The sequence below is a fragment of the Vibrio tapetis subsp. quintayensis genome (genome assembly GCF_030409945.1).
Lineage (GTDB): Bacteria > Pseudomonadota > Gammaproteobacteria > Enterobacterales > Vibrionaceae > Vibrio > Vibrio quintayensis.
In genome coordinates, this window is sequence record NZ_JAUFQV010000026.1 from 1 (window position 1) to 19,282 (window position 19,282).

The 19,282-nt window shown below is 43.1% G+C and carries 15 protein-coding genes; 5 read left to right on the top strand and 10 right to left on the bottom strand.

The window, feature by feature from the left end; all coding sequences use genetic code 11:
* Positions 1-182: 182 nt before the first annotated feature.
* The 6 genes from QWZ04_RS10655 to QWZ04_RS10680 all read right to left on the bottom strand — a co-directional run bounded on the left by QWZ04_RS10655 (position 183) and on the right by QWZ04_RS10680 (position 9,380).
* On the bottom strand, positions 183-668 hold the full coding sequence (locus tag QWZ04_RS10655; RefSeq protein WP_290327777.1) for a hypothetical protein: 486 nt from the start codon (positions 666-668) through the stop codon (positions 183-185).
* A gap of 206 nt (positions 669-874) precedes the next feature.
* On the bottom strand, positions 875-2,866 hold the full coding sequence (locus tag QWZ04_RS10660; protein WP_290327779.1) for an AAA-like domain-containing protein: 1,992 nt from the start codon (positions 2,864-2,866) through the stop codon (positions 875-877).
* 358 nt (positions 2,867-3,224) lie between these two features.
* On the bottom strand, positions 3,225-5,339 hold the full coding sequence (locus QWZ04_RS10665; RefSeq protein ID WP_290327782.1) for a type I secretion system permease/ATPase: 2,115 nt from the start codon (positions 5,337-5,339) through the stop codon (positions 3,225-3,227).
* Positions 5,340-5,353: 14 nt separating this feature from the next.
* Positions 5,354-7,267 (bottom strand): bifunctional diguanylate cyclase/phosphodiesterase, encoded by a 1,914-nt coding sequence (locus QWZ04_RS10670; RefSeq protein WP_290327784.1) that lies wholly within the window; start codon positions 7,265-7,267, stop codon positions 5,354-5,356.
* A 5-nt stretch (positions 7,268-7,272) separates the two neighbouring features.
* Positions 7,273-7,938 (bottom strand): transglutaminase-like cysteine peptidase, encoded by a 666-nt coding sequence (locus QWZ04_RS10675; protein WP_290327786.1) that lies wholly within the window; start codon positions 7,936-7,938, stop codon positions 7,273-7,275.
* A gap of 50 nt (positions 7,939-7,988) precedes the next feature.
* Positions 7,989-9,380 (bottom strand): HlyD family type I secretion periplasmic adaptor subunit, encoded by a 1,392-nt coding sequence (locus tag QWZ04_RS10680; protein ID WP_290327788.1) that lies wholly within the window; start codon positions 9,378-9,380, stop codon positions 7,989-7,991.
* 237 nt (positions 9,381-9,617) lie between these two features.
* On the opposite strand from QWZ04_RS10680, the gene pdxH reads away from it, so the two are divergent.
* Complete coding sequence (pdxH, locus tag QWZ04_RS10685; RefSeq protein WP_290327790.1) at positions 9,618-10,253, top strand: pyridoxamine 5'-phosphate oxidase; 636 nt, start codon at positions 9,618-9,620, stop codon at positions 10,251-10,253.
* Positions 10,254-10,376: 123 nt separating this feature from the next.
* Here the strand turns inward: pdxH and QWZ04_RS10690 are convergent, their stop codons facing one another.
* Positions 10,377-11,084 carry a helix-turn-helix transcriptional regulator gene (locus tag QWZ04_RS10690; RefSeq protein WP_290327793.1) on the bottom strand — a complete coding sequence of 236 codons (708 nt, stop codon included), beginning with the start codon at positions 11,082-11,084 and terminating at the stop codon, positions 10,377-10,379.
* Positions 11,085-11,449: 365 nt separating this feature from the next.
* Positions 11,450-12,355, bottom strand: a complete 906-nt coding sequence (locus QWZ04_RS10695) for a LysR family transcriptional regulator (protein WP_290327795.1) — start codon at positions 12,353-12,355, stop codon at positions 11,450-11,452.
* Positions 12,356-12,441: 86 nt separating this feature from the next.
* Here QWZ04_RS10695 and QWZ04_RS10700 point away from each other — a divergent pair, with 86 nt between their 5' ends.
* From QWZ04_RS10700 to QWZ04_RS10710, 3 genes are all read left to right on the top strand, one after another.
* Positions 12,442-12,726 (top strand): DUF2798 domain-containing protein, encoded by a 285-nt coding sequence (locus QWZ04_RS10700; protein ID WP_290327797.1) that lies wholly within the window; start codon positions 12,442-12,444, stop codon positions 12,724-12,726.
* A 124-nt stretch (positions 12,727-12,850) separates the two neighbouring features.
* Positions 12,851-13,582 (top strand): glycosyltransferase family 2 protein, encoded by a 732-nt coding sequence (locus QWZ04_RS10705; RefSeq protein ID WP_290327799.1) that lies wholly within the window; start codon positions 12,851-12,853, stop codon positions 13,580-13,582.
* Between the two features lie 16 nt (positions 13,583-13,598).
* A complete protein-coding gene (locus QWZ04_RS10710) occupies positions 13,599-14,858 on the top strand; it encodes an LssY C-terminal domain-containing protein (protein ID WP_290327801.1) in 1,260 nt (419 codons plus the stop codon).
* 105 nt (positions 14,859-14,963) lie between these two features.
* Here QWZ04_RS10710 and QWZ04_RS10715 read toward each other — a convergent pair whose 3' ends face one another.
* Together QWZ04_RS10715 and QWZ04_RS10720 are read right to left on the bottom strand one after the other, a co-directional pair.
* On the bottom strand, positions 14,964-16,784 hold the full coding sequence (locus tag QWZ04_RS10715) for an SUMF1/EgtB/PvdO family nonheme iron enzyme (RefSeq protein ID WP_290327804.1): 1,821 nt from the start codon (positions 16,782-16,784) through the stop codon (positions 14,964-14,966).
* A 164-nt stretch (positions 16,785-16,948) separates the two neighbouring features.
* Positions 16,949-18,058 carry a PEGA domain-containing protein gene (locus tag QWZ04_RS10720; RefSeq protein WP_290327805.1) on the bottom strand — a complete coding sequence of 370 codons (1,110 nt, stop codon included), beginning with the start codon at positions 18,056-18,058 and terminating at the stop codon, positions 16,949-16,951.
* 389 nt (positions 18,059-18,447) lie between these two features.
* Here QWZ04_RS10720 and QWZ04_RS10725 point away from each other — a divergent pair, with 389 nt between their 5' ends.
* Positions 18,448-19,281, top strand: coding sequence for a helix-turn-helix domain-containing protein (locus QWZ04_RS10725; RefSeq protein WP_435433604.1), 834 nt, complete (start codon positions 18,448-18,450; stop codon positions 19,279-19,281).
* Position 19,282 lies beyond the last annotated feature (1 nt).

The window sequence follows — 19,282 nt, forward strand, 5'->3', positions numbered from 1 at the left end:
TCTGGAAATATGGGAGCATAAACTTCTACGTTTCAATTGACAGTGGGGGTCATATCAAGGCCGCGTTAAGTAGTGAGCAACGCTACCACGAAACCTAACCATACCACCGTAAACACAAAACCCAACGATGGAATGAAAAATGCCATGCGTTGGGAATCTGTATTAAACGCTTTGTTATGCAGTTACTTACGACTTGATTCGTCTTTTGCACTGTTCCAAACTTGTTTAAGATTCTCAGGCTTCAATACTTGCTTCGCATTCATAGCGATCTCGTAGCGCTTGAGACGTTTACGTCCGTACTTTGTCATAATGTACGACTCTTCTATTATTGAGTTGTTTCCATTGTTGCCATTCTTGATTGCTCCTTTTTGCTTTAATTTCGCAATCGCTTTGAGGCACTCGGATGTATCTGATTCATCGGGAGAGTACGTGCCAGCCACAACTTTGTTGTACGTTGTGACAGAGATTTCTGTTGGTGGAATAATCGTACGTACTCCATTCAACAATTTGTATTCAGTTAGTGTTAAAGGCATTAATCGATTAATGAATTTATAAAGTGCTTTGCCCACCATGAGAAATAGCGCGATCAAAACTGTTGTAATTATCCCTGCACCAATGCTATCGAATTGAGCTACCAGCCACTGCCATCCACTTACTAAGAAATCCATGCTTAAAACCTTTAATAAAAACCACTTAACTGATATGTGTATGACTCTTGATATTTCAAGCCCCACAGAGGTTAGTATCTTGATTACACTCTCTGCTGCATAACGCCTACAATAAGGTGTGCCAACTCTGAACTAACCAAGCACACCGAACTTCAAACCAAAAATGCCGAGTAAAATGCATCACCTTGATTGTCTTGTTAAGCGATTTAGTCTAAGTAGTCCACAATTCTATTAGCTAACCAATCAACTGCGATTTCCAATATTGCAATATCTTCTGAAGATATCGAATTTGCATGAGCATCAGCTCTATGAGAGTTAATAAACTCCATATATTGTTTGAATCGCCCTTTGTCTCCTTTAAATATAGAACCGAAGTCCTGCCAATTTTTCTCGATTACTTTGCTAATATCCTGAAAATATAGATGAGACGTGAAAATATCATTGTAAGACATAGCTTCTAACTGCTTCTGCCTACTAGGTGGTGATATAATGGCTACAAACATTTTTTTAGCTTCGTCAACACCATATTTATACTTCAAGTTTCTCTTAACTAAAGTTCGCAAATTCGATTCTAGTTCATTCCTTAGAGAGCAAACTCTAGTCCATTTTTCTTGATTATTTTTAGGTGCTTTCTTTACATTAGAAACATCATTTATATAGCCTTCAATTGACTTGATTGTAAAGTGGAAGTGATCATCAGAATTCACAACCAAACCATAACCAACTAAATGCTCAACTAACTTTTCTGATAATCGGTAGAAATCATTAAATGTAGCATAATCTCCCGCAGCTAAATATTCTATTAATTCATACTCTTCCGGGTAACGCTCTCTTAAAACCGAAACTATGAGATCAAGGTAGTCAGTAACACTTTTGTTTAAAACATCTCGCTTGCCTTCATAATTGAATTTAGTAATAATTAGTTGTTTAGAACCACCTTTATCCTTAAATAACTTACTACAAACTTGTCTTATTAAGAATGGGTGTCCTCCAAAGTCATCTGTTAGGTACGTAAAGACCTCGTTATCGAAACTCATGCCCATATATGAGCCAATAGTTTCAACCATCTCTTTTACTTCGTCTTGATTGAAGAAAGGCAAATATATTGGAGTTATAAAGCGATATATGGGGTTGTCATATGACATTACAGTTGGAGTTTCAATAGCTTTAGGATTAACTCCAGATATAACAAAAGATAACAATTCTGGCCTTTTCTGGAAAATTGAACGAAGAACTTGCCAAAAGAAAATGAAATCCAAACTATCTTTCCAATGCTGTGATGGTGAAATGTTGAAAGTTATGTTTTCAATTTCATCAAGCATAATTAGAATTCTTTGCTCACCGCTTGCTTCATATATTTTCTGAAGATCTTCCTCAAATTTTATTGAAGCATCACGCTCAGTGTAATCAGATTCATTGTTAAGGGGTAAACTGTCTTCTCCAAATAAACTTTTATTCAACTCACCAATAATAAAGTGTAATGTTTCATTCCAGCGTCTAATATGGAGTGATGGCTCTGAACAATCAATATAAACTCCCGGTTCATCTCTCATGCGCATCATTCTTAGTACAGCGTACAATACAGATGTCTTACCTATTCGACGCAAACCAAATAAAGAAGCACATTGACCCGTTTGGTATTTACCATAGATACTTTGAATTACACTTTGTCTGCCAAAGAAATATGTGTCTGTTTTGAGTGGCGTTTCATAGGCAAATAAATCGCGTTCATAAAAAGAGCTCTTCAACCTTTCAATTTGAAGTTGACATGTATTTTCCCCGCCCAGTTCATCATAAGTGAAGGGAACTATGATTCTTGACTCTTTATCTTGTAGGAGCACGTTGGCGACTTTTTGTTCTAGCTGATTATCTCGGCTTATAATGACTACACATAACTTATCCAATCTATTTTGATAATCAGACATCAATTTATCGACAAAATCTAAGCTTCTAGTCAAGAAATGTTGTGATGGTGTGAGTAAAAACAGAACCTCACGTGAAAAATGGAATTGTTCTGCAATTCCATCAGTAGCTCTCCCAAAAACAAAGGAGTAATCACTACCTTTAAATTTTGTTGTCTTACAAAAAGTAACAAACCATGATTTTGATATATTGTTAACTATCCTTTTTTCAAAAAAGGATAAGCTATCCAACGACAAGGTTTTCAATACCCCTGAACACTGTACTTTTTTCTTCATTATCTTTCCTATTATTGCCAACTTTCGTAATACTCTTAAATCGCTTAACAGTCTTTAAACCGCTAAGAGCCTGTTTAAGCTCCAATCGATCGCCATCTATCCGGTTTAAATTTTATATGCACATTAGCACATTTGATGATGTAAAACAGGGTATTATCAGCAAATTACCAAGTGAGTTAATCGTGAAAGAAAGCGCTTTGCACTCTAACATCGAATGACTGTGTATTCTTACATGTCTGTTTGTTTGCACATGTGAAGTGGAGGGGATGGTCACAGCAGGATCAAAACAGAAAAGGCGTGATGATCGCTATAATCATCACGCCTTTAATTGGATAACGCGCTTCAAAAGATAAGTGGGTTAGTTTACCGCGCGAACTTTGCCTCGCTTCAAATCGTTAAGCACTTCTTCTTTTGGCCCATCTGCAATAATCACACCTTTTTCCATTACAATGACCCTATCGACGATATCTAGCATTGATGTTTTATGGGTGATCAAGATAAGTGTTTCGCTTTTCTTCATGGCATGCAGTTGGTGTTTAATGTGCATCTCTGAGCGGTTATCCATCGAACTGGTTGGCTCATCGAGCAGCATAATAGGGGGTCTGCCAACAAATGCTCTAGCGATAGCAACGGCTTGTCTCTGGCCTCCTGAGAGCATCAGGCCGCCTTCACCGACTTGTCTTTCTAGGCCAGCTGGATCTTGTTGAGTAAAGACGGTAACGCCAGCTCGGTTGGCGGCATCCAGTACTTCGCGGTCATCCACCAGAGTCTGACCTAACGTAATGTTGTCTCGGATTGAACCAAAGAACAGCGTAACGTCTTGAGGGACGCAACCTATGTTGCGGCGCACATCCACATGATGGAGTTGAGCGATGTCGGTATCGTCTATTCGCACGTTGCCCTGCGTGGGTTGGTATAGGCCCATGATCAAGCGCTCAATGGTGGTTTTACCTGAACCGATACGGCCAATAATCGCGACTTTTTCCCCGGGGTTAATGGTTAAACTCACATCACGTACTGAGGGGATTTCTGCCTCAGGGTAGTTAAAGGTCACGCGATCTAATTCGATTTTCCCTTGTACAATAGGGCGGTGAATATAACGCTTACCTTCTTCTTGTTCGTCTGGCATTTCCATCACTTGTTCAATGATAGTCATTGCGGATTTCGCTTGATTGTAGCGAGTTGAAAGCAATGAAAGCTGAACCAGTGGGCCAACTGCGCGGCCGCTCAACATGGTCGATGCGATAAGTCCACCCATGCTGAGTTCGCCTTCCGCTATCAAATACACGCCCACAATGATCATACCGATATTCGATGCCTGCTGAACAAAGCCCGCGGAATTTTGAATAGAGTCTGTAATGCGTCGAGTTTTGATGTTCCAGTTAGACATGTGTGCAACGGCTTCTTCCCACTTGAACTGGAATTGGCTTTGTGCACCAAATGCTTTCACTGTTTCAAGGCCCGCTAAGCTTTCGATCAAATTAGCGTATTTTTGCGAAGAAAGACGAGAGCCTTCTTCAATGCTTTTACGCAATGGCCCTTGAATAACAAAGGCGTGAATAATCAACAAGAGGATCCCAATGATAGGGACTAACACAATAGGCCCTCCGACTAGCCAAATAACCACTAGGAATAACAGGGCAAACGGCAAGTCAATCAATGAAGACACGGTTGCTGAGGTAAAGAACTCTCGGATAGATTCGAATTCTTGTAGATGGCGAGCAAATGCGCCGACTGATGGTGGTTTCGACTCCATACGAATGCCCATGACTTTGGCAAACAGTTTGGATGAAATCAGAATGTCAGACTTTTTCCCCGCCACATCGATAAAGTAACTTCGAAGTAGTTTGAGAATAAAATCAAACACAAAGACCACTAATATCCCTGACGACAGAACCCATAAAGACTCAAATGCGAGGTTAGGGACGACTTTGTCATACACCAAACGAGTAAACATTGGGGCGGCAATGGCAAAAATATTGATCAATATTGATGCAAAAAACACATCGCGATAAATGCTTTTGGATTCAAAGAGGGTACTCCAAAACCAGTGGCCATCGCGTGTTTTTAGGACTTCCGGAGAACGTTCATCATAGCGGAATTGTTTTTTAACTAAGAAATATCGGCCAATGTATTGTTCGGCTAGTTCACTCAGTGGCAGAGAGATAGGCATCATGTGCGAATCGCTGGTGATGACTTCCGCTTCCTTGGTTTCTTTGTTTATGCTTACGAGAACGCAGGCATCGCCTCCTCTCAGCATCAGAATGGCAGGAAGTACAACCTCTGGGATTGTTTCAAAGCTGGATCGGTTTTCACGGGCAACTAACCCGGCTCGTTCTGCGGCTCTCGGGAATAAAAATGGCGTGAGTTTGCCATCCGCTAACGGTAAACCGCTGATAAGCGCTTCAGGGGAATTCGAGAGCCCGTAGTAACGGCTAACGTATACCAGCGCATTTAATAGTGGATCTTGCATCCAGTCAGACCTTTCTAGTTGTTATCAACAATGAAGCCTTGGAAAGCTTCAATGAAGTGCTCAGACAAGAAGTCGAGCTGGGCTTGAGTTTCCACACGAGAGGCAATAGTCATGATGCCTAAGTTATGCGCCGTACGAGAAATAGACGTCAGAGTATATTGCTGTTTCTCGTCATCTAGGCTGTGCGTGTAAAGGTAATCTAACTTCACGTAAGCCGGTCTAAATTCATTAATGTATTCTAGTGAGTGGAAATGGCGGCCGTAGTTATCAACGCCAAATTCCGCGCCAGCACTTCTAATGGCATGACACACTAAAGCCGTATGGTGCTGGTGGTTGATGAAGCAAGACTCTGGGATTTCGAAATGCAGTTTACCCACAACCTGACGATGCTTCGTTAAGGTGTGATTTAACCAACGAATAAAGCTTGGTTCAGTAATACTGCTAATGGTTAAGTTAATCGCTAGGTTGTGAGTGACTTCTCCCGACTCAAGTTTTTCAATCATGGTGCTAATGACGTACTGATCAAAAATATGACCGGCATTGAGTTGCTCTAATGCAAACAGGTATTGGTTAGCCGTGTAACGTTCACCTTCTTTTTCAATCGATGAAAACACTTCTTTGTGGTATGGCTTGCCATCCAAATACATGGCTTTTTGGAATTTGAATTCAACCCAATTATTAAGAATGGCCTCTTCAACCAACCCACGCCATTGCTGTTTACCCAGTAATACGTGGTTCTGTTGATCGGTTACCATGCTGTAGGCTTTATCTGGGTGGGCATGTGCCGTCGATAGGGCGTTATCTACTAGCGATAAAATCTCGGTGGTGTTCTTTCTATTTTCGTTGTAAACCACGCCAAGGTAAGCATGAGCTGGCGCGGTCCCTGTTGGGTCTGGACGAACATCTTGCGTGTAATTCATGATGCTTTCTGCCAGCATGTGCAGCTCACTTTCATCTAAATTCGGCAGAATAAAACCAAACTCCGCTGTATTGATACGAGCGATCGTCACATCCGGTGAAGAAGTGGTTACTCTGAGGTGGTCGGCTAATTCTTTAACTAAAGCGTCGCCCACTTCATAGCCTTCTTCGTCATAAGTTTCTTTGATAAAGGTGGCTTGTAAGATGGCAACACCACCAATAGCCGATTCGTTTAACCAAGTGTTGAGCTGGCCTATGAAGAACGAACGGTTTCCGAGTTGTGACACCGGATCCATGTACGCACGTTTGCGTAATTGTTCCGCTTCTTTAGCCTGAGCTTTAAAGCTCTGTTCGACTTGTGCCGACATGCTGTTAATGCCGTTGACCACCGCGATGAGATCTCGCGTTTTTGGCTTGGCTAGTGGTGATCCAAATTGATTGTTCGCCACTTCGTCCATCTTTTTAATGATCAAAGTCAGTGGTTTAAGCGCACTTTTAACCACAAGAGCAATGATTGAGGCACCAATAAGGAAGATACCGATGAAGGCGGTTAATAGCCCTGTGAGCGCTTTCCACAGTTGGAAATAGGCATCACCTGGGTGGCTAATAATTTCGACTTCGGCCAGTTGTAACCAACCGCTAGTCACAACGCGTCGGTCATGAATGGTTCGAAATAGCCCAAGGTTAGAGAACCACTCGGGAACGTCTTGACGTTTGATGGGGTAAGTCCGAACAATTTCGTTGTCGTCACTTAGAAATGTCAACCTAACCGCCGAGTAAGAACTGCCGTCAAACAAGGCATTAATCACCGACTCGACCGCCACTTGATCCTGCGATTCGAGATAGGGCGCCAATGCGAGCCCCACGGTGTTAATGGTGTTGTTGACTTCGGAGCGCTGCTGCTGCTCTAAGAAGTTTCGGGTGGTGTTAAATTCAATCACAAAGACAGAACTAATTAGCAGTAAAAAGACTGCCAACATCCACGCGACGAGCTGTTTATATAGTGTCATGTTACTTACTCATCATAATTGATAATCGGTGTATTCAGTTTTAGGTTTTGTTCACGAGAGCGTAAGTCGTTCCATAAGCTCAAGCGTGATGACTTCCCTGCGAGTTTGCCGCTGCCTTTTTCTTTCATGAGCCACAGATTTTTACCGTTAAAACTGTAGATCGGTAGTAAATCTGGGCGCCGAGACGCGGGCTTAATGTCGAATATTAAATTGTCTAAAATCAGTGGTTGTGAGCTGGGTTTGGCGTAATAAGCCAACACCATGTGAAATTGGTTTAATTCAATGGCCTTAACATAAATCAGGCGAAGCTTTTTATCAGACACGCCAAGCTCGAGTAACGAAAAGTACTTAGCAATCGTAAAGTCTTCGCAATCCCCTGCGGCGGCGCCGAGAAACTCTAGTGGTGTCGCCCAGTAATCTTTCTTACCCCAAAGGTCAATGTCGTTGGTAAAGTACATTTGGTTAAAAAACTGGTTAACGGCCTCTAGCTGGTCGGTTTCGGGTAACCCATTGTATTGTTCTAAAACCCCTCGCCATGCTGTTACCCTTTTAGCAGCACGTTCTCCATAGGTGTTTAGTACCGCTGACACCCACTTTTCTTCCTGCTTATTGAGTGCAAACGAAGCACTGCTCACTAAGAACAGGAAGATCAGCGCAAGCCACGACTTCATGAAGAAGGGCTCATTAGAGGTAAGGTCATGCTTAGGCTAAAACTCACGAGTTATTCTCGCAGCGCCGTTTGTCGAGCTTTTGTGATCGGTTTGAGCATATAATCTAAAATCGTGCGTTTGCCGGTAATAATATCAACGGACGCGGTCATACCCGGAATGATTGGCAGTTTATCGGAATGACCAAAGCGCTCCTCTGTGGTGCGTATACGAACAAGGTAAAAACTGTTTCCCTCTTCGTCTTGAATCGTATCGGCACTGATGTGTTCTAGCTTACCGTCAAGGCCGCCATATCGAGTAAAGTCATAAGCACTGAATTTAACGAGCGCTGGGAGCCCAGGGTATAAGAATGCGATGTCTTGTGGCGCAATTTTGGCTTCTACCAACAAGGAGTCTTCGGTCGGAACAATTTCCACCAAGTCCATTCCTGGTTGGATAACACCACCAACGGTATTGATATAGAGCTTCTTGATGGTGCCTGTTACCGGTGACAAAACAATGGTTCGGTTTACACGGTCTTCAAGGCCTACCGTCGATTGGGTGAGGGCAGAAAGCTTGTCTTGCGCTGCGTTTAACTTTTCTTGTTGCTCCGAGCGAAATTTTAATGCGATATCAATACGGCCAAGCTTTGCTTCATCGATAGATGATTGAAGTGTAGGCAGTTTAAGCTGAGAAGAGGTTAGCTCACGGCGAGTGTCGTTCACTTGTCGTTGCAGTTTCAACAGTTCAATTTTAGGTACAACGCCTTCATCAGCAAGCGGACGCGTGATTTCCAATTCTTTGTTGGCGAAATCATAGCTGCGTTTTAAGTTTTGTACGCGGGCGGTGATTTCAATGAGGTCTTGTTGTTTTTGTTTTACTTGTTGATCGAGAACGGACAATTGGTTGCGAAGATTATTAATGTCGCTACGGTATTCGGCCATTTGTCGACTTACTAAGGTAGGTGCACTTTCTTCTAACTGAGTAGGGAAGACCAATTTGTTGCGATCAAGGGTGACGCTGTCACGCCAGTTGGCATCTTTTAGCGATTCATCGACTCGAACACTAGAAATCGAAGCGGTCAGTTGTAAGACATTAGCAGTCAAGTTGATCACTTGCTGTTCGCGCTCACGGAAGTCAGAACGAAATCGTGTGTCATCGATGAGCAGTAGTTGTTGATCTTTTTCAACATGTTGCCCTTCAGAGACAAGGATCTTCTTAACTAATCCGCCTTCCAGGTTTTGTACGATCTGTAACTGAGATGAGGGAATGACTTTGCCCTGTCCTACCGTGACTTTATCGATCTGAGCCCAACTGGCCCAAGCGATGGCCAAAGCAAAAAACAGCAACATGGTCCACAACAAGATACGCGCGCTACTAGGTGTGTTGAGTAGTAATGCCGCTGTCTTATCATCAACGTATTCGAGCTCGTGTTTATCCAGCTTATTCAAGCTCTTTTTGTCCATGCGTAATCCCTTATATTTGATGCGTGTCTTACACCATCAAAATGTGTTCATTGCTTTCAGTTTATTATTTGTTTAACAAGATGTTAAGTTAATCCTGTAATTATAGGCTATAGATATGAGATTTAGTCGAAATTGAAGACAATTAAATGCAATTGGCTTTCTAAATCATAGTGGGATTTATCGCTTGAGTTCGTATTAGCTTAGGCGCAAAATTGGCGTAGATAAAAAGGAGCATAAATGGAACTTACAGATATTCGTCGCGAGTACCTTAAAAGTGGTCTTCGCCGAGATGATTTAAAAGCCGATCCCATCGACCAGTTTAATTTGTGGCTAGAGCAGGCCGTAGAGGCAAAATTAACGGATCCAACCGCGATGACCGTAGCAACGGTTGATCAAAATGGCATGCCATTCCAGCGTATTGTTTTGCTTAAAAATGTCGATAAAGACGGGTTTGTTTTTTACACCAATCTTGGCAGTCGTAAGGCACAACAGCTGGAACATAATGCGAATATCAGTTTGCACTTCCCATGGCACCCGCTAGAGCGCCAAGTTCATATTACGGGTGTTGCCCAAAAGCTGACCGCGCTTGAGAACATGAAGTACTTTAGTTCTAGGCCAAAAGAGAGCCAAATTGCAGCCATTGCGAGTAAGCAAAGCAGCCGAATTTCTGCCCGTAGCATGCTAATAAGCAAGTACATGGAGCTGAAAGAGCAGTTTGAACAAGGTGAAATCCCAGTACCTAAGTTCTGGGGTGGCTTTAGAATTAAGCCGACCAGCATTGAGTTTTGGCAAGGTGGTGAGCACCGCTTGCATGATCGCTTTTTATACAGTGGCAAAGACGGAAGCTGGGACATCGATCGTCTTGCTCCATAAAAAAGGCGCATGTTGATATAGAAGCGCTCAGATGATGTAAAAATGCACTCTATTATGAGTGCATTTTTGTGCTCGGAACCTCGCAAGTGCAGATGAGCGCTGTTGTTCGCCTATTGCTATTCATTAATCTATGGCCGTCAGTACCACGGATATCTGAGTTTTAAGCAGACTTTCAGGGATCCTTGAACCATACCCTGCATCAAGTGCCAGTTCGATCAGTTCGTTTTTGCTATTGGCATTAAATTTAGTCCTCAGCCTTGCGACATGACCCTCGACGGTTTTGACTGAAATACCCATCGCATTCGCGATAAATTGCGGTTTCTTTCCATAAAGTAGCAAAAACAATACTTGGGATTCTCGTTGGTTCAGTTTGGCGGGGGCGTGAGTCAAATTAGAGCCAAAGACGTGGTGAGATTGGCTGAGCCCTGTTGCCCTGCATATCCAGTGGCCAACTTCTAGTATTGCGGTGTTTTCTAATTCTTGACCGTAAAAAATGGTGCCTTGTACTTCTCCTTCCGAATTCAGCCACGGTTTTTTAGTAAAAATGTGTGCTCGCCAGCGGCCATCAGGGTAGGGGTGAATGTCTAATACTCGTAGAGTTTTTAGTTCTGACATCACACGCTTGTCTTGACGCTGAAAGTCGGCTGCGCATTCTGTCGTCGGGCTTGGCATATCATAATCACTGCGGCCCACGCATTGGGAGTGGTGCTCAACGCCAATTAGCTTGCCATAGGCTTGGTTTGCATAAACAAAGGTGGAGTTTTTATCCTTGCAGCCCCAGCAACCGGGGAGTTGTTCGAACAATGATTGAAAGGTGCTATCCAACGCCATGAAAGGGCTCTACGGCTTCTAAGTGATATGCAATGATACCAGTCTCATAAAATAAACCACAATACTATTATGGGAAATATCACTAAGTTCGAAAATATCATTAAGTTTATAGAGGGATAAAAAAAGCCAGCCTGAGGGGGCTGGCAAACACAAGATACATCTTGTCGACGTGTAGAAGAGGTATGTTGCACTTCAGGGTCTGAGTGCGCACACCATGAGAGTTAGGTATTTAGTTGAATATCTAAACTCCACTGATACTAAAATAGTGGATCTTATCAAGGGGTAAAAGGGGGGATTTCCCTCTCTAATGATTGTTGAACCAATAACTTACTCAAAACTCCTTCACTTAATGGATAACGGGCGAGTTACGTTGTGCCCTTGTAGGGTATTTGCATTTGGTGAATACCGCTGAGTAGCGCGTCAATTAATAAGGTGAGTGCTTTTGGTTGGTAGGTTCGTTCTTTGTACACTAGATAGGCCTGGCGCTCGCTACGGTGATATTCTGGCAATACTTGTTCTAGGTGGGCACTCGGCGACACATGCCTAAACGGTAAAGAGGCGATACCTAAGCCTGCTTCTGTCGCGCGAATGACCGCTAGAATGTCATTGACGATAAGCTTGGGGCTAATCGATATTTGCTCGATCAGTTCATTGCCCTCAAAAACCGGGATAGTTGTGATGTGATCGACACTCACCCAGCTATGCTGTTTTAAATCTTGAGCGCTCAATATCTTTTCATGTTGGGCTAGGTAGGTAGGGCTTGCAAAAAAACCGTGACGTGCATTAAACAACGGTCTGGCTATCATGCCTTGCATCGGCGATACATCAAACGTTATCAGTAGATCTCGGTCGGTTTCTGGCGTGACTTGCTGTTGGCTCAGTATTAACTCCAGCTTTACTTTTGGATAGCTTTGCAAAAACTCTTCAATGACCTTTCCCGCGAACCCTTGATACAAATTATGAGGCAGTGCTAATTTTAGGCTTCCTTGCACTTCGTTTGCTTCGCTTTGAAGATTAGAAAATGCATGCTCCAGTTGTTCCATACCACTAGTTAAAGACGCAAATGCACTTTGACCCAACTGTGTTGCGACCAGTTCTCGGCCTTGTTTTTCTAGTAATCGAATGTTGAGGCGCGACTCTAATCCAGACAGTCGACGGGACATGGTTGAAACGGGCAAGTTTAAATATTCAGCTGCGGCGAGCAAAGACCCATGCTCGACCACCGCACAAAATAAATACAGATCGTCGATATTTCCATATATGGAATTCATACTTCTATTTCTGCCTATTTTTTTCAATATTGAATGGTTATAAGCTTATTTACATCAAAAAACAATCATTGAAATGAGTGAAAATAATGAACAAAAAACAATTTTGGTTAACGAGTTTACTGTCGTCATTAACGATGGCGTCGATCATGTCAGGCATTATATCCGGCAGCAAGATGGGGTTTAGTGCTGATTGGCCTCCCATTTGGTTCCAAGGATTTTGTGTGGCATGGCCCTGCGCGCTGGTGTTGAATTTAACGGTGCTTCCACAAATTAGAAAATTCGCGGCATGGGCATGTGAACCAAAATCGGTAGACGAAAAACACTCAGTACGAAAAGATGATCAAGGCGATCTAAAAGTGAACGCAAACTGAATAGATTACTCACGCTAGGTTAAATTGCTTGGCTCTATGATGGCACCAGAATTCACGCAGTCAGCGTATCGCAATGGCGAGTAACGAAAAAAGACTGCGACTTAATAATAAAATGGAGCCGAATATGAACCCGATTAGTATTGTTGTCATCACTCTTAACGAGCAAGAACGCATTGGTCGCTTACTCAGCGATTTAGTTAACCAAAGCCATCAAAATTTTGAAGTGTTGCTGGTGGATTCAAATAGCACCGATAACACTTGTGAAGTGGCCGAAGGCTATCGTGAATCCTTGCCGGAATTAACCATTCACAAAATGGATCAACAAGGCGTTAGTTTAGGGCGTAATACTGGTGCTTCATTGGCAAAGCACGAAAGAATTTTGTTTCTTGATGCTGATGTTAGGCTTTCTCCTGATTTTCTCGTTCGCGCCTTAACCAAGCTTGATGACAGTAAGCTTGAAGTGGCTGGCGTGTACATGGGAGCGAAGCAGCTGCCCGTTGCACAAAAGCTGGGTTACGGTGCGTTTAATGCGGGCTTATTTGTCACTCAGTTCTTTTTCCCAACGGCTGTGGGCGCGTGTATTTTCTCCACTAAGAGATTACACCAAGAAATCGGTGGATTCGATGAAGAAATCAAGTTGTGTGAAGACTGTGACTATGTAAAGCGTGCCAGTCAGACATGGCGCTACCGCATGCTGACGTTGTCATTCGAATTTGATCCAAGAAGACTCGACCAAGATGGTTTTTTCAAAATGGGTTTCACTTATCTAAAAGCTAATGTGCGTCGTTTCTTTCTTGGAGAAATGCGTAATAACGAAATGAATTATCGTTTTGGCCATTATGCAGAACAGAAATAACCGTTAGGAAGACAGGATGTTGACGCAACTTGGCCTATTTTTCGGCGCATTCTTAGATGCGCTGATTGGCCCTAACCTATTTGTACCCGGCGAACCTTTTCTTATTGCTGCGGGTTACCAACTTCATCAGGGAGTGGTATATGGCGTGATTGCTGTCTTGCTGGGGGGATGGCTAGGTGATCAAGCCAGCTATGCTATTGGTCGTCGTCATGGTCGTTGGCTACAAACAAAGCTGGTGCGTTGGCAACCAAAAACACGTAGAAGTGTAGCGAAGTGCAAACTGCTGATGAAAAACAGAGGCCGTATGGTTTTGGTGTTTGCACGTTTACTTGGCCCTGTTGCTTGGGTGGTGCCTTTTATTGCGGGGGTAGAACAGATCCCGTGGCGCCGATTTAGCCTGTACTCGTTTTTAGGTTTGGTTTTAGGTGTTGGGCAGTTCGTTGTCTGGGGGTATCTGCTTTCTTATGGCATCGATAACGTGCCTTGGTTGACAGCAGCGCAACAGTTTTTTATCGAGCATCAATATCTGCTGCTGGCTCTGTTGGTGTCGCTCGGGTTTACTTATATTGGCATTAAGCGCAAGTGGTCACGATTGTGGGTCAAGTCGGCGCTTGTCCTGTTGATTAGCATCCTTGCAATAAACTACAGCCACTTTTTTTGGTTTAGCGATGATATTGCTAATGTTTCCCCGGAACAAAATTCGGTGACCAAAACCACCTTGATCGACTTTGAGGCTCGTCCTGGTCGTTCTGGTTACTTTAAAAGCCAAGCGGTGAACGTGGTGTATATTGGAAACAACCCAAATGCTCTCATGCAACAATTAGGGTGGATTGAAAATCGCACCTTTTCTCGTCACGATATTGAAATGCTCGATTACCTCGCGTTGTTGCGAAAAAATACACCGCCAGTGTCGGATTTGTATTGGCAAGGGCAACCGCAAAATATGGCGTATCAACTGCCGGGTACGCTTGATAAGCGTAGTCATATTCGCTGGTGGTATTCAGGCGTAGATCCGGCAACCAAGCAACCCAAATGGGTGGGGGCAATCAGCTATGATGATGGCTTTAAACTGACGGCCTACGCTGGGATCGTCACCATACTTCACCGTATTGACCCTAATGTAGATGAGATGAGAGATGCGCTGGCGAATCAAATTAAGAGCCTAGACAGTGAGTGGCAGCCGTCGATGTTAGCACTAACAGAGCCGAGTACGTTGAGCAGTGAGCGGGACTACTATACTGATGGCAGAGTTTTAGTTGTGCGCCATACGTCGTGATGGTTTCAATAGTGTAAGAATGGAAAAACCTCGCATTTTTTGAATGCGAGGTTTTTTATTGTGACGCTTTTTATTGCTGGGTTTCTAATAGAGATCGCACAGAGATTAGTTGCTAAGATCTCGGATTACGCGAAAGCCGATATAGTTCGCTGTGGTGTTTGAAGAAACCGCTAAGCTTTCGTGAGCTGCTGCTTTAGCTGGAGCAAAACTCCACGCGCCGCCTTTAACCGTACCCTGCTTAGATGCCGTCCATTCCCATACGTTTCCGACCATATCATACAGGCCATATTGGTTCGGAGAAAATGAGTCAACAGGGGAGGTGCTGTTGTTCGACCAAGTTGTTCCACTCCAACCTGTGTTTGCTTGCCCTGTTCCCATGCTGTTACCCCACCAATAAGCGGATTTACTGCCAGCTCGTGCAGCGACTTCCCACTCAGCTTCGGTCGGTAAGCGGTATTGATGCCCTGTTTGGCCTGAAAGCCATTTTACATAGGCTTTTGCATCGTTTTGGCTTAAGCAAACCGCCGGAGAATTGCTTTGCTGCTTGAACCCCGGGTTTCGCCAGTAACTGCCTTTCACTGGCATTACTTTGGCATTATCAATGGTGGTGCAGATCTTTTTCAGTTCAGCATCTGATTGATAGTTGGTTTGGTTCACGAAAGTAGAGAACTGATCAACGGTAATCGGTGTTGCCGCGATTGCGAAAGCATGATCAAGGTTAAATTGCTGTGATCCGTTTTCGCCAATCAAATATTGGCCATCCGTCACGACGATCATTTTTGGGGCTTTAGTGCCTGTTTTTAGTTGATCGGCAAACGCCTTACCTGCGGTGGGTAGGTTTTGTTTCTCGCGCAGGTTTGCCCTTAAGGTATGATCAGAGCGAACGGTTAATTCTTGGTGGAATGAGCGGTATCCCTCTTTCTCAACCGTCACCATATGAACACCTGCAGGTAGCATTATTTCTACCGGAGTGGTGCCATAATTGACGCCATCAATTTTCACTTTATCTTGGTGTTGATTGGAGCGAATCGTGAGGTTAACCCAACGCACTTCTTTCTGCGGTGTTTGTTGCTCTTTAACATCGCTTTGCTCAAAACAATAGCCTGAGTCGATATCAAGTAGCTTACACGCAAGGTTTTTGGCCGGTCGTGCTTCTAGCGCTACCTGTAACACGGATTTGTATCTTTTTCCGTCGTAGAAACCAGAGTCTTTTGTTTTGTGATTCAATACATGGATATTAAATGAGGCATTGGCCATGTTTTGTTTGATGATTGCCGTCTCAGTGGTATTACTCACTAACTCAGCTTGAAATTGATTAACGGCTTTTTGCAGCGCTAAGTTAGACGTTTGATCGTTACACTGAGCCAACGTCATGCTTTGGTCACACACATTAGTAAATTGAACCGTACGCTCATTTTGTACGCTTAATTCGCTCTGTAGGCGCTCGGCACGTGAACGTAAGTGGTCTTGATTTAACTGATTGAGTTCAGCATGTAGTTTGCTGGACTGTGCTTTTTCGGCCGCTAGTTCAGCTAATACTTCTTGCAGTTGTTGTTCTTTTTCTAGGCGAGAATGTTGATTTTGTTTGACCAGCGCCCAGGCATCTTGGTATGCCTGCTGGGTTGCCGTGATATCAAGATCAGGCTTATCAAGCATCAAAGCGTATTCGCGATCGAGCGCTTTCTTACTTGATAGCCGTTTACCGTCCAGTGTTTTAGACAGTGACTCCAATTTAGAAAGGTCTTGTTCGAATTGGCGAATATTTAATTGAGTATCTCGAGCCTGATCATTGGCCATCGAAATTTCAGATTGTTTGTTTGAAATTGCTTGTTCAATACCGCCAATGTTTCCAGCATCTGCAAATGCCGAAGTGCTCATTAAAGCAGGAAAAAGCGTCAACAAAAGTGCAGGTAAACCATGTCGCATTGAAGTACTACTATCTTGATAATGAAGTTAATTTGTCCAGTTTATACTAAAACGCCATTTTGTGTGCAGTCTTAGTATCTCGACTGAGCAACAAAATGGCGTTTAAAGGTGATCTTTGTGAATTCCGACCAGAAATTGACCGGAATTCTAGGTGGTTTATTGAGTTAACCGTCTTTTTGAGGACGAAGTTTTACCCAAACCGTGTCACTACCGTTGACGGTAATCGCTCGGTTGTAAGTTTCGTAGCCATCTTTAGCGACGGTCACTTGGTGGCGACCTGTCGGTAGGACAATCTCGACGGGTGTGCTGCCGTATTTAACGCCGTTGATGGTGACATCATCGTTATATTGGTCAGAACGTACAGTGACGTTAGCCCACTGTTTGTCGTCTTTTTTTACCGTTTTGCCTTTAGCACTGCTGTTGGTCAAACAGTAGCGAGCTTCAACATTAAGCAGTTTACATGAGGCAACAGCTTCAGGCTTAGCTTGAAGTTGCGCCTGCATTTCAGTGTAGTAACCATTGTTACCTGAAAAGCCACTTTTGATAAATTGGCTTTCTTGCACATGAATGTTGAGCTGAACACCTTGCAGGTTTTGTTTAACTAAATTCGATTCAGTTAAATTGGCAAGTAACTTGTTTTTGAATGTTTTAACGGCTTTTTGCTTCGTTAAGTATTTACCTTGATTAGCACACTCACCTAAAGTCATGGTTGTTGAACAGGTGGTTTGATAGTGAGTTTCTAATACAGAACCTTCGCGTAACTCAGTAGATAGGCGCTTAACTCTTGCTTCTATCTTAGATTCTTGTAGGTTCTGTTGTTCGCTGGTCAAGCGTGCTTTCTTTTGTTTAAGCAAAGAAAGCTGCATTTCGTTTTCACTGATCAGCTGTTCATTTTCAAGTTGTGCTTTTTGATTCTCTTTGACTGACTGCCAAGATTCTTGGTATTGCTTTTGAAAGCTAGTTAGGTCGATATCTGGCTCTTCGGTCAGCCTATTATACTGCTTGTCCAGTGCCGTTTTAGCGCGATTTCTTTTGGTCGCAAACTCGCTGCTTTCTTGTTTCAGGTTTTGTCGCTTCTGAAGTAAGCGGTTTAATTGAGTCGTTTGAGTCTCGGCATCTTGCTCAACGGTTTTGATGTCATCGTTTTTTAATGAAATTTTTTCATTAATGGCAGCTACAGGGTCAATTTGTTGGATATCTTCGGCCTGTGAATGTGCAGACATAAGAATAGGTGTTAGCGCAAGCAATAGCGCTGGGATTCGACGTTTGATCATAATTCCCTGCATTTAATAGGTGTTAAACAAAGGCTTCCGGCCATTGTATGGTGAGAAAGCATAACTAGATATGAAATGTATAACTTATTTTTTATCTATAATACCTGCTTTGTAACAGCTTTTTACTTAAATTTCAGCTTTAGAGGCTCAGTTTTGTTGAGCCGATTAGAAAATGAGTAAAAGATTGGATTGAATGAGTCTATAAAATGGATGTTGTTACAGTAAATATTCGATGACGATGTTTTCATTGATTTTAAATTGAACCCGCAGAAGCCGTAATTTATGTGCTCTTGATCATTGTTCCGAAGAATAAAATCATTGAGGACTTGATTTTGACTCCAACAAAAGGGCAAAGGTAACATAGGCTCAAAATTATTCTTGGTGTCACTATGACTTCGTCTTCATCTTTGCCAACCAATACTTGCCCCGATTTAAATTTTGCGAGTGAGTATTCCAACCCTAAGCCAGCTCAAGTGATGACTTTGTCTAGCGAAATGAATATCCATTCTCATGATTACACTCAAATTGTGATAGGCCTTAATGGGCAAGCGGAATTTGATGTTTCTGGCGTGGGAAATTTTATTGGACAGGGCCAAGGTTGCGTTGTGACAGCGTCCACGGAGCATGCGTTTGGTGGCGTAGGTAAGTCCGATATTCTTGTTTTGAATATGTTGGCGGAAAGATCCGAGGACCGATTGGTTCATGAAAGGCTCAATGAGCTCGGTAGAAAAGATATTTACTTCCAGCTTGATTCTTCCATCCAGCAATTAATTAAGACGTTGTCGCTCGAGATGCTTGAAGCGCCAGAAGATCGCCTGCTTAGTCGTTCCTGTAATGAGATGGTATTAGCCTTATTGCAGAAACACATGAAGTCATACCATGCGCTGCAAAGAGAAAGTAGAATGGATCTAGATGGGGTTGATCGGTACATCGATTTACACTTAAGCAGAAAGATCTCAGTCAGTGAACTCGCAAGCAGTGTATTTCTTGGTGAAAGCCAGTTTCATATGCTTTTCAAAGAACAAACAGGGGTAACTCCTCACCAATATGTCCTCACCAAACGCATTGATGCAGCTAAAGTACTCATTGAAGCGGGCAATTTGAGCTTAGGTCATATCGCTGAATTGACGGGTTTTTCTGGTCAAAGTGCTTTTACTCATGCTTTCTCTCGCATCCAAGGGTTGTCTCCCTCTCAATATAAAAAGCGATTTAGTGTTAAATAGG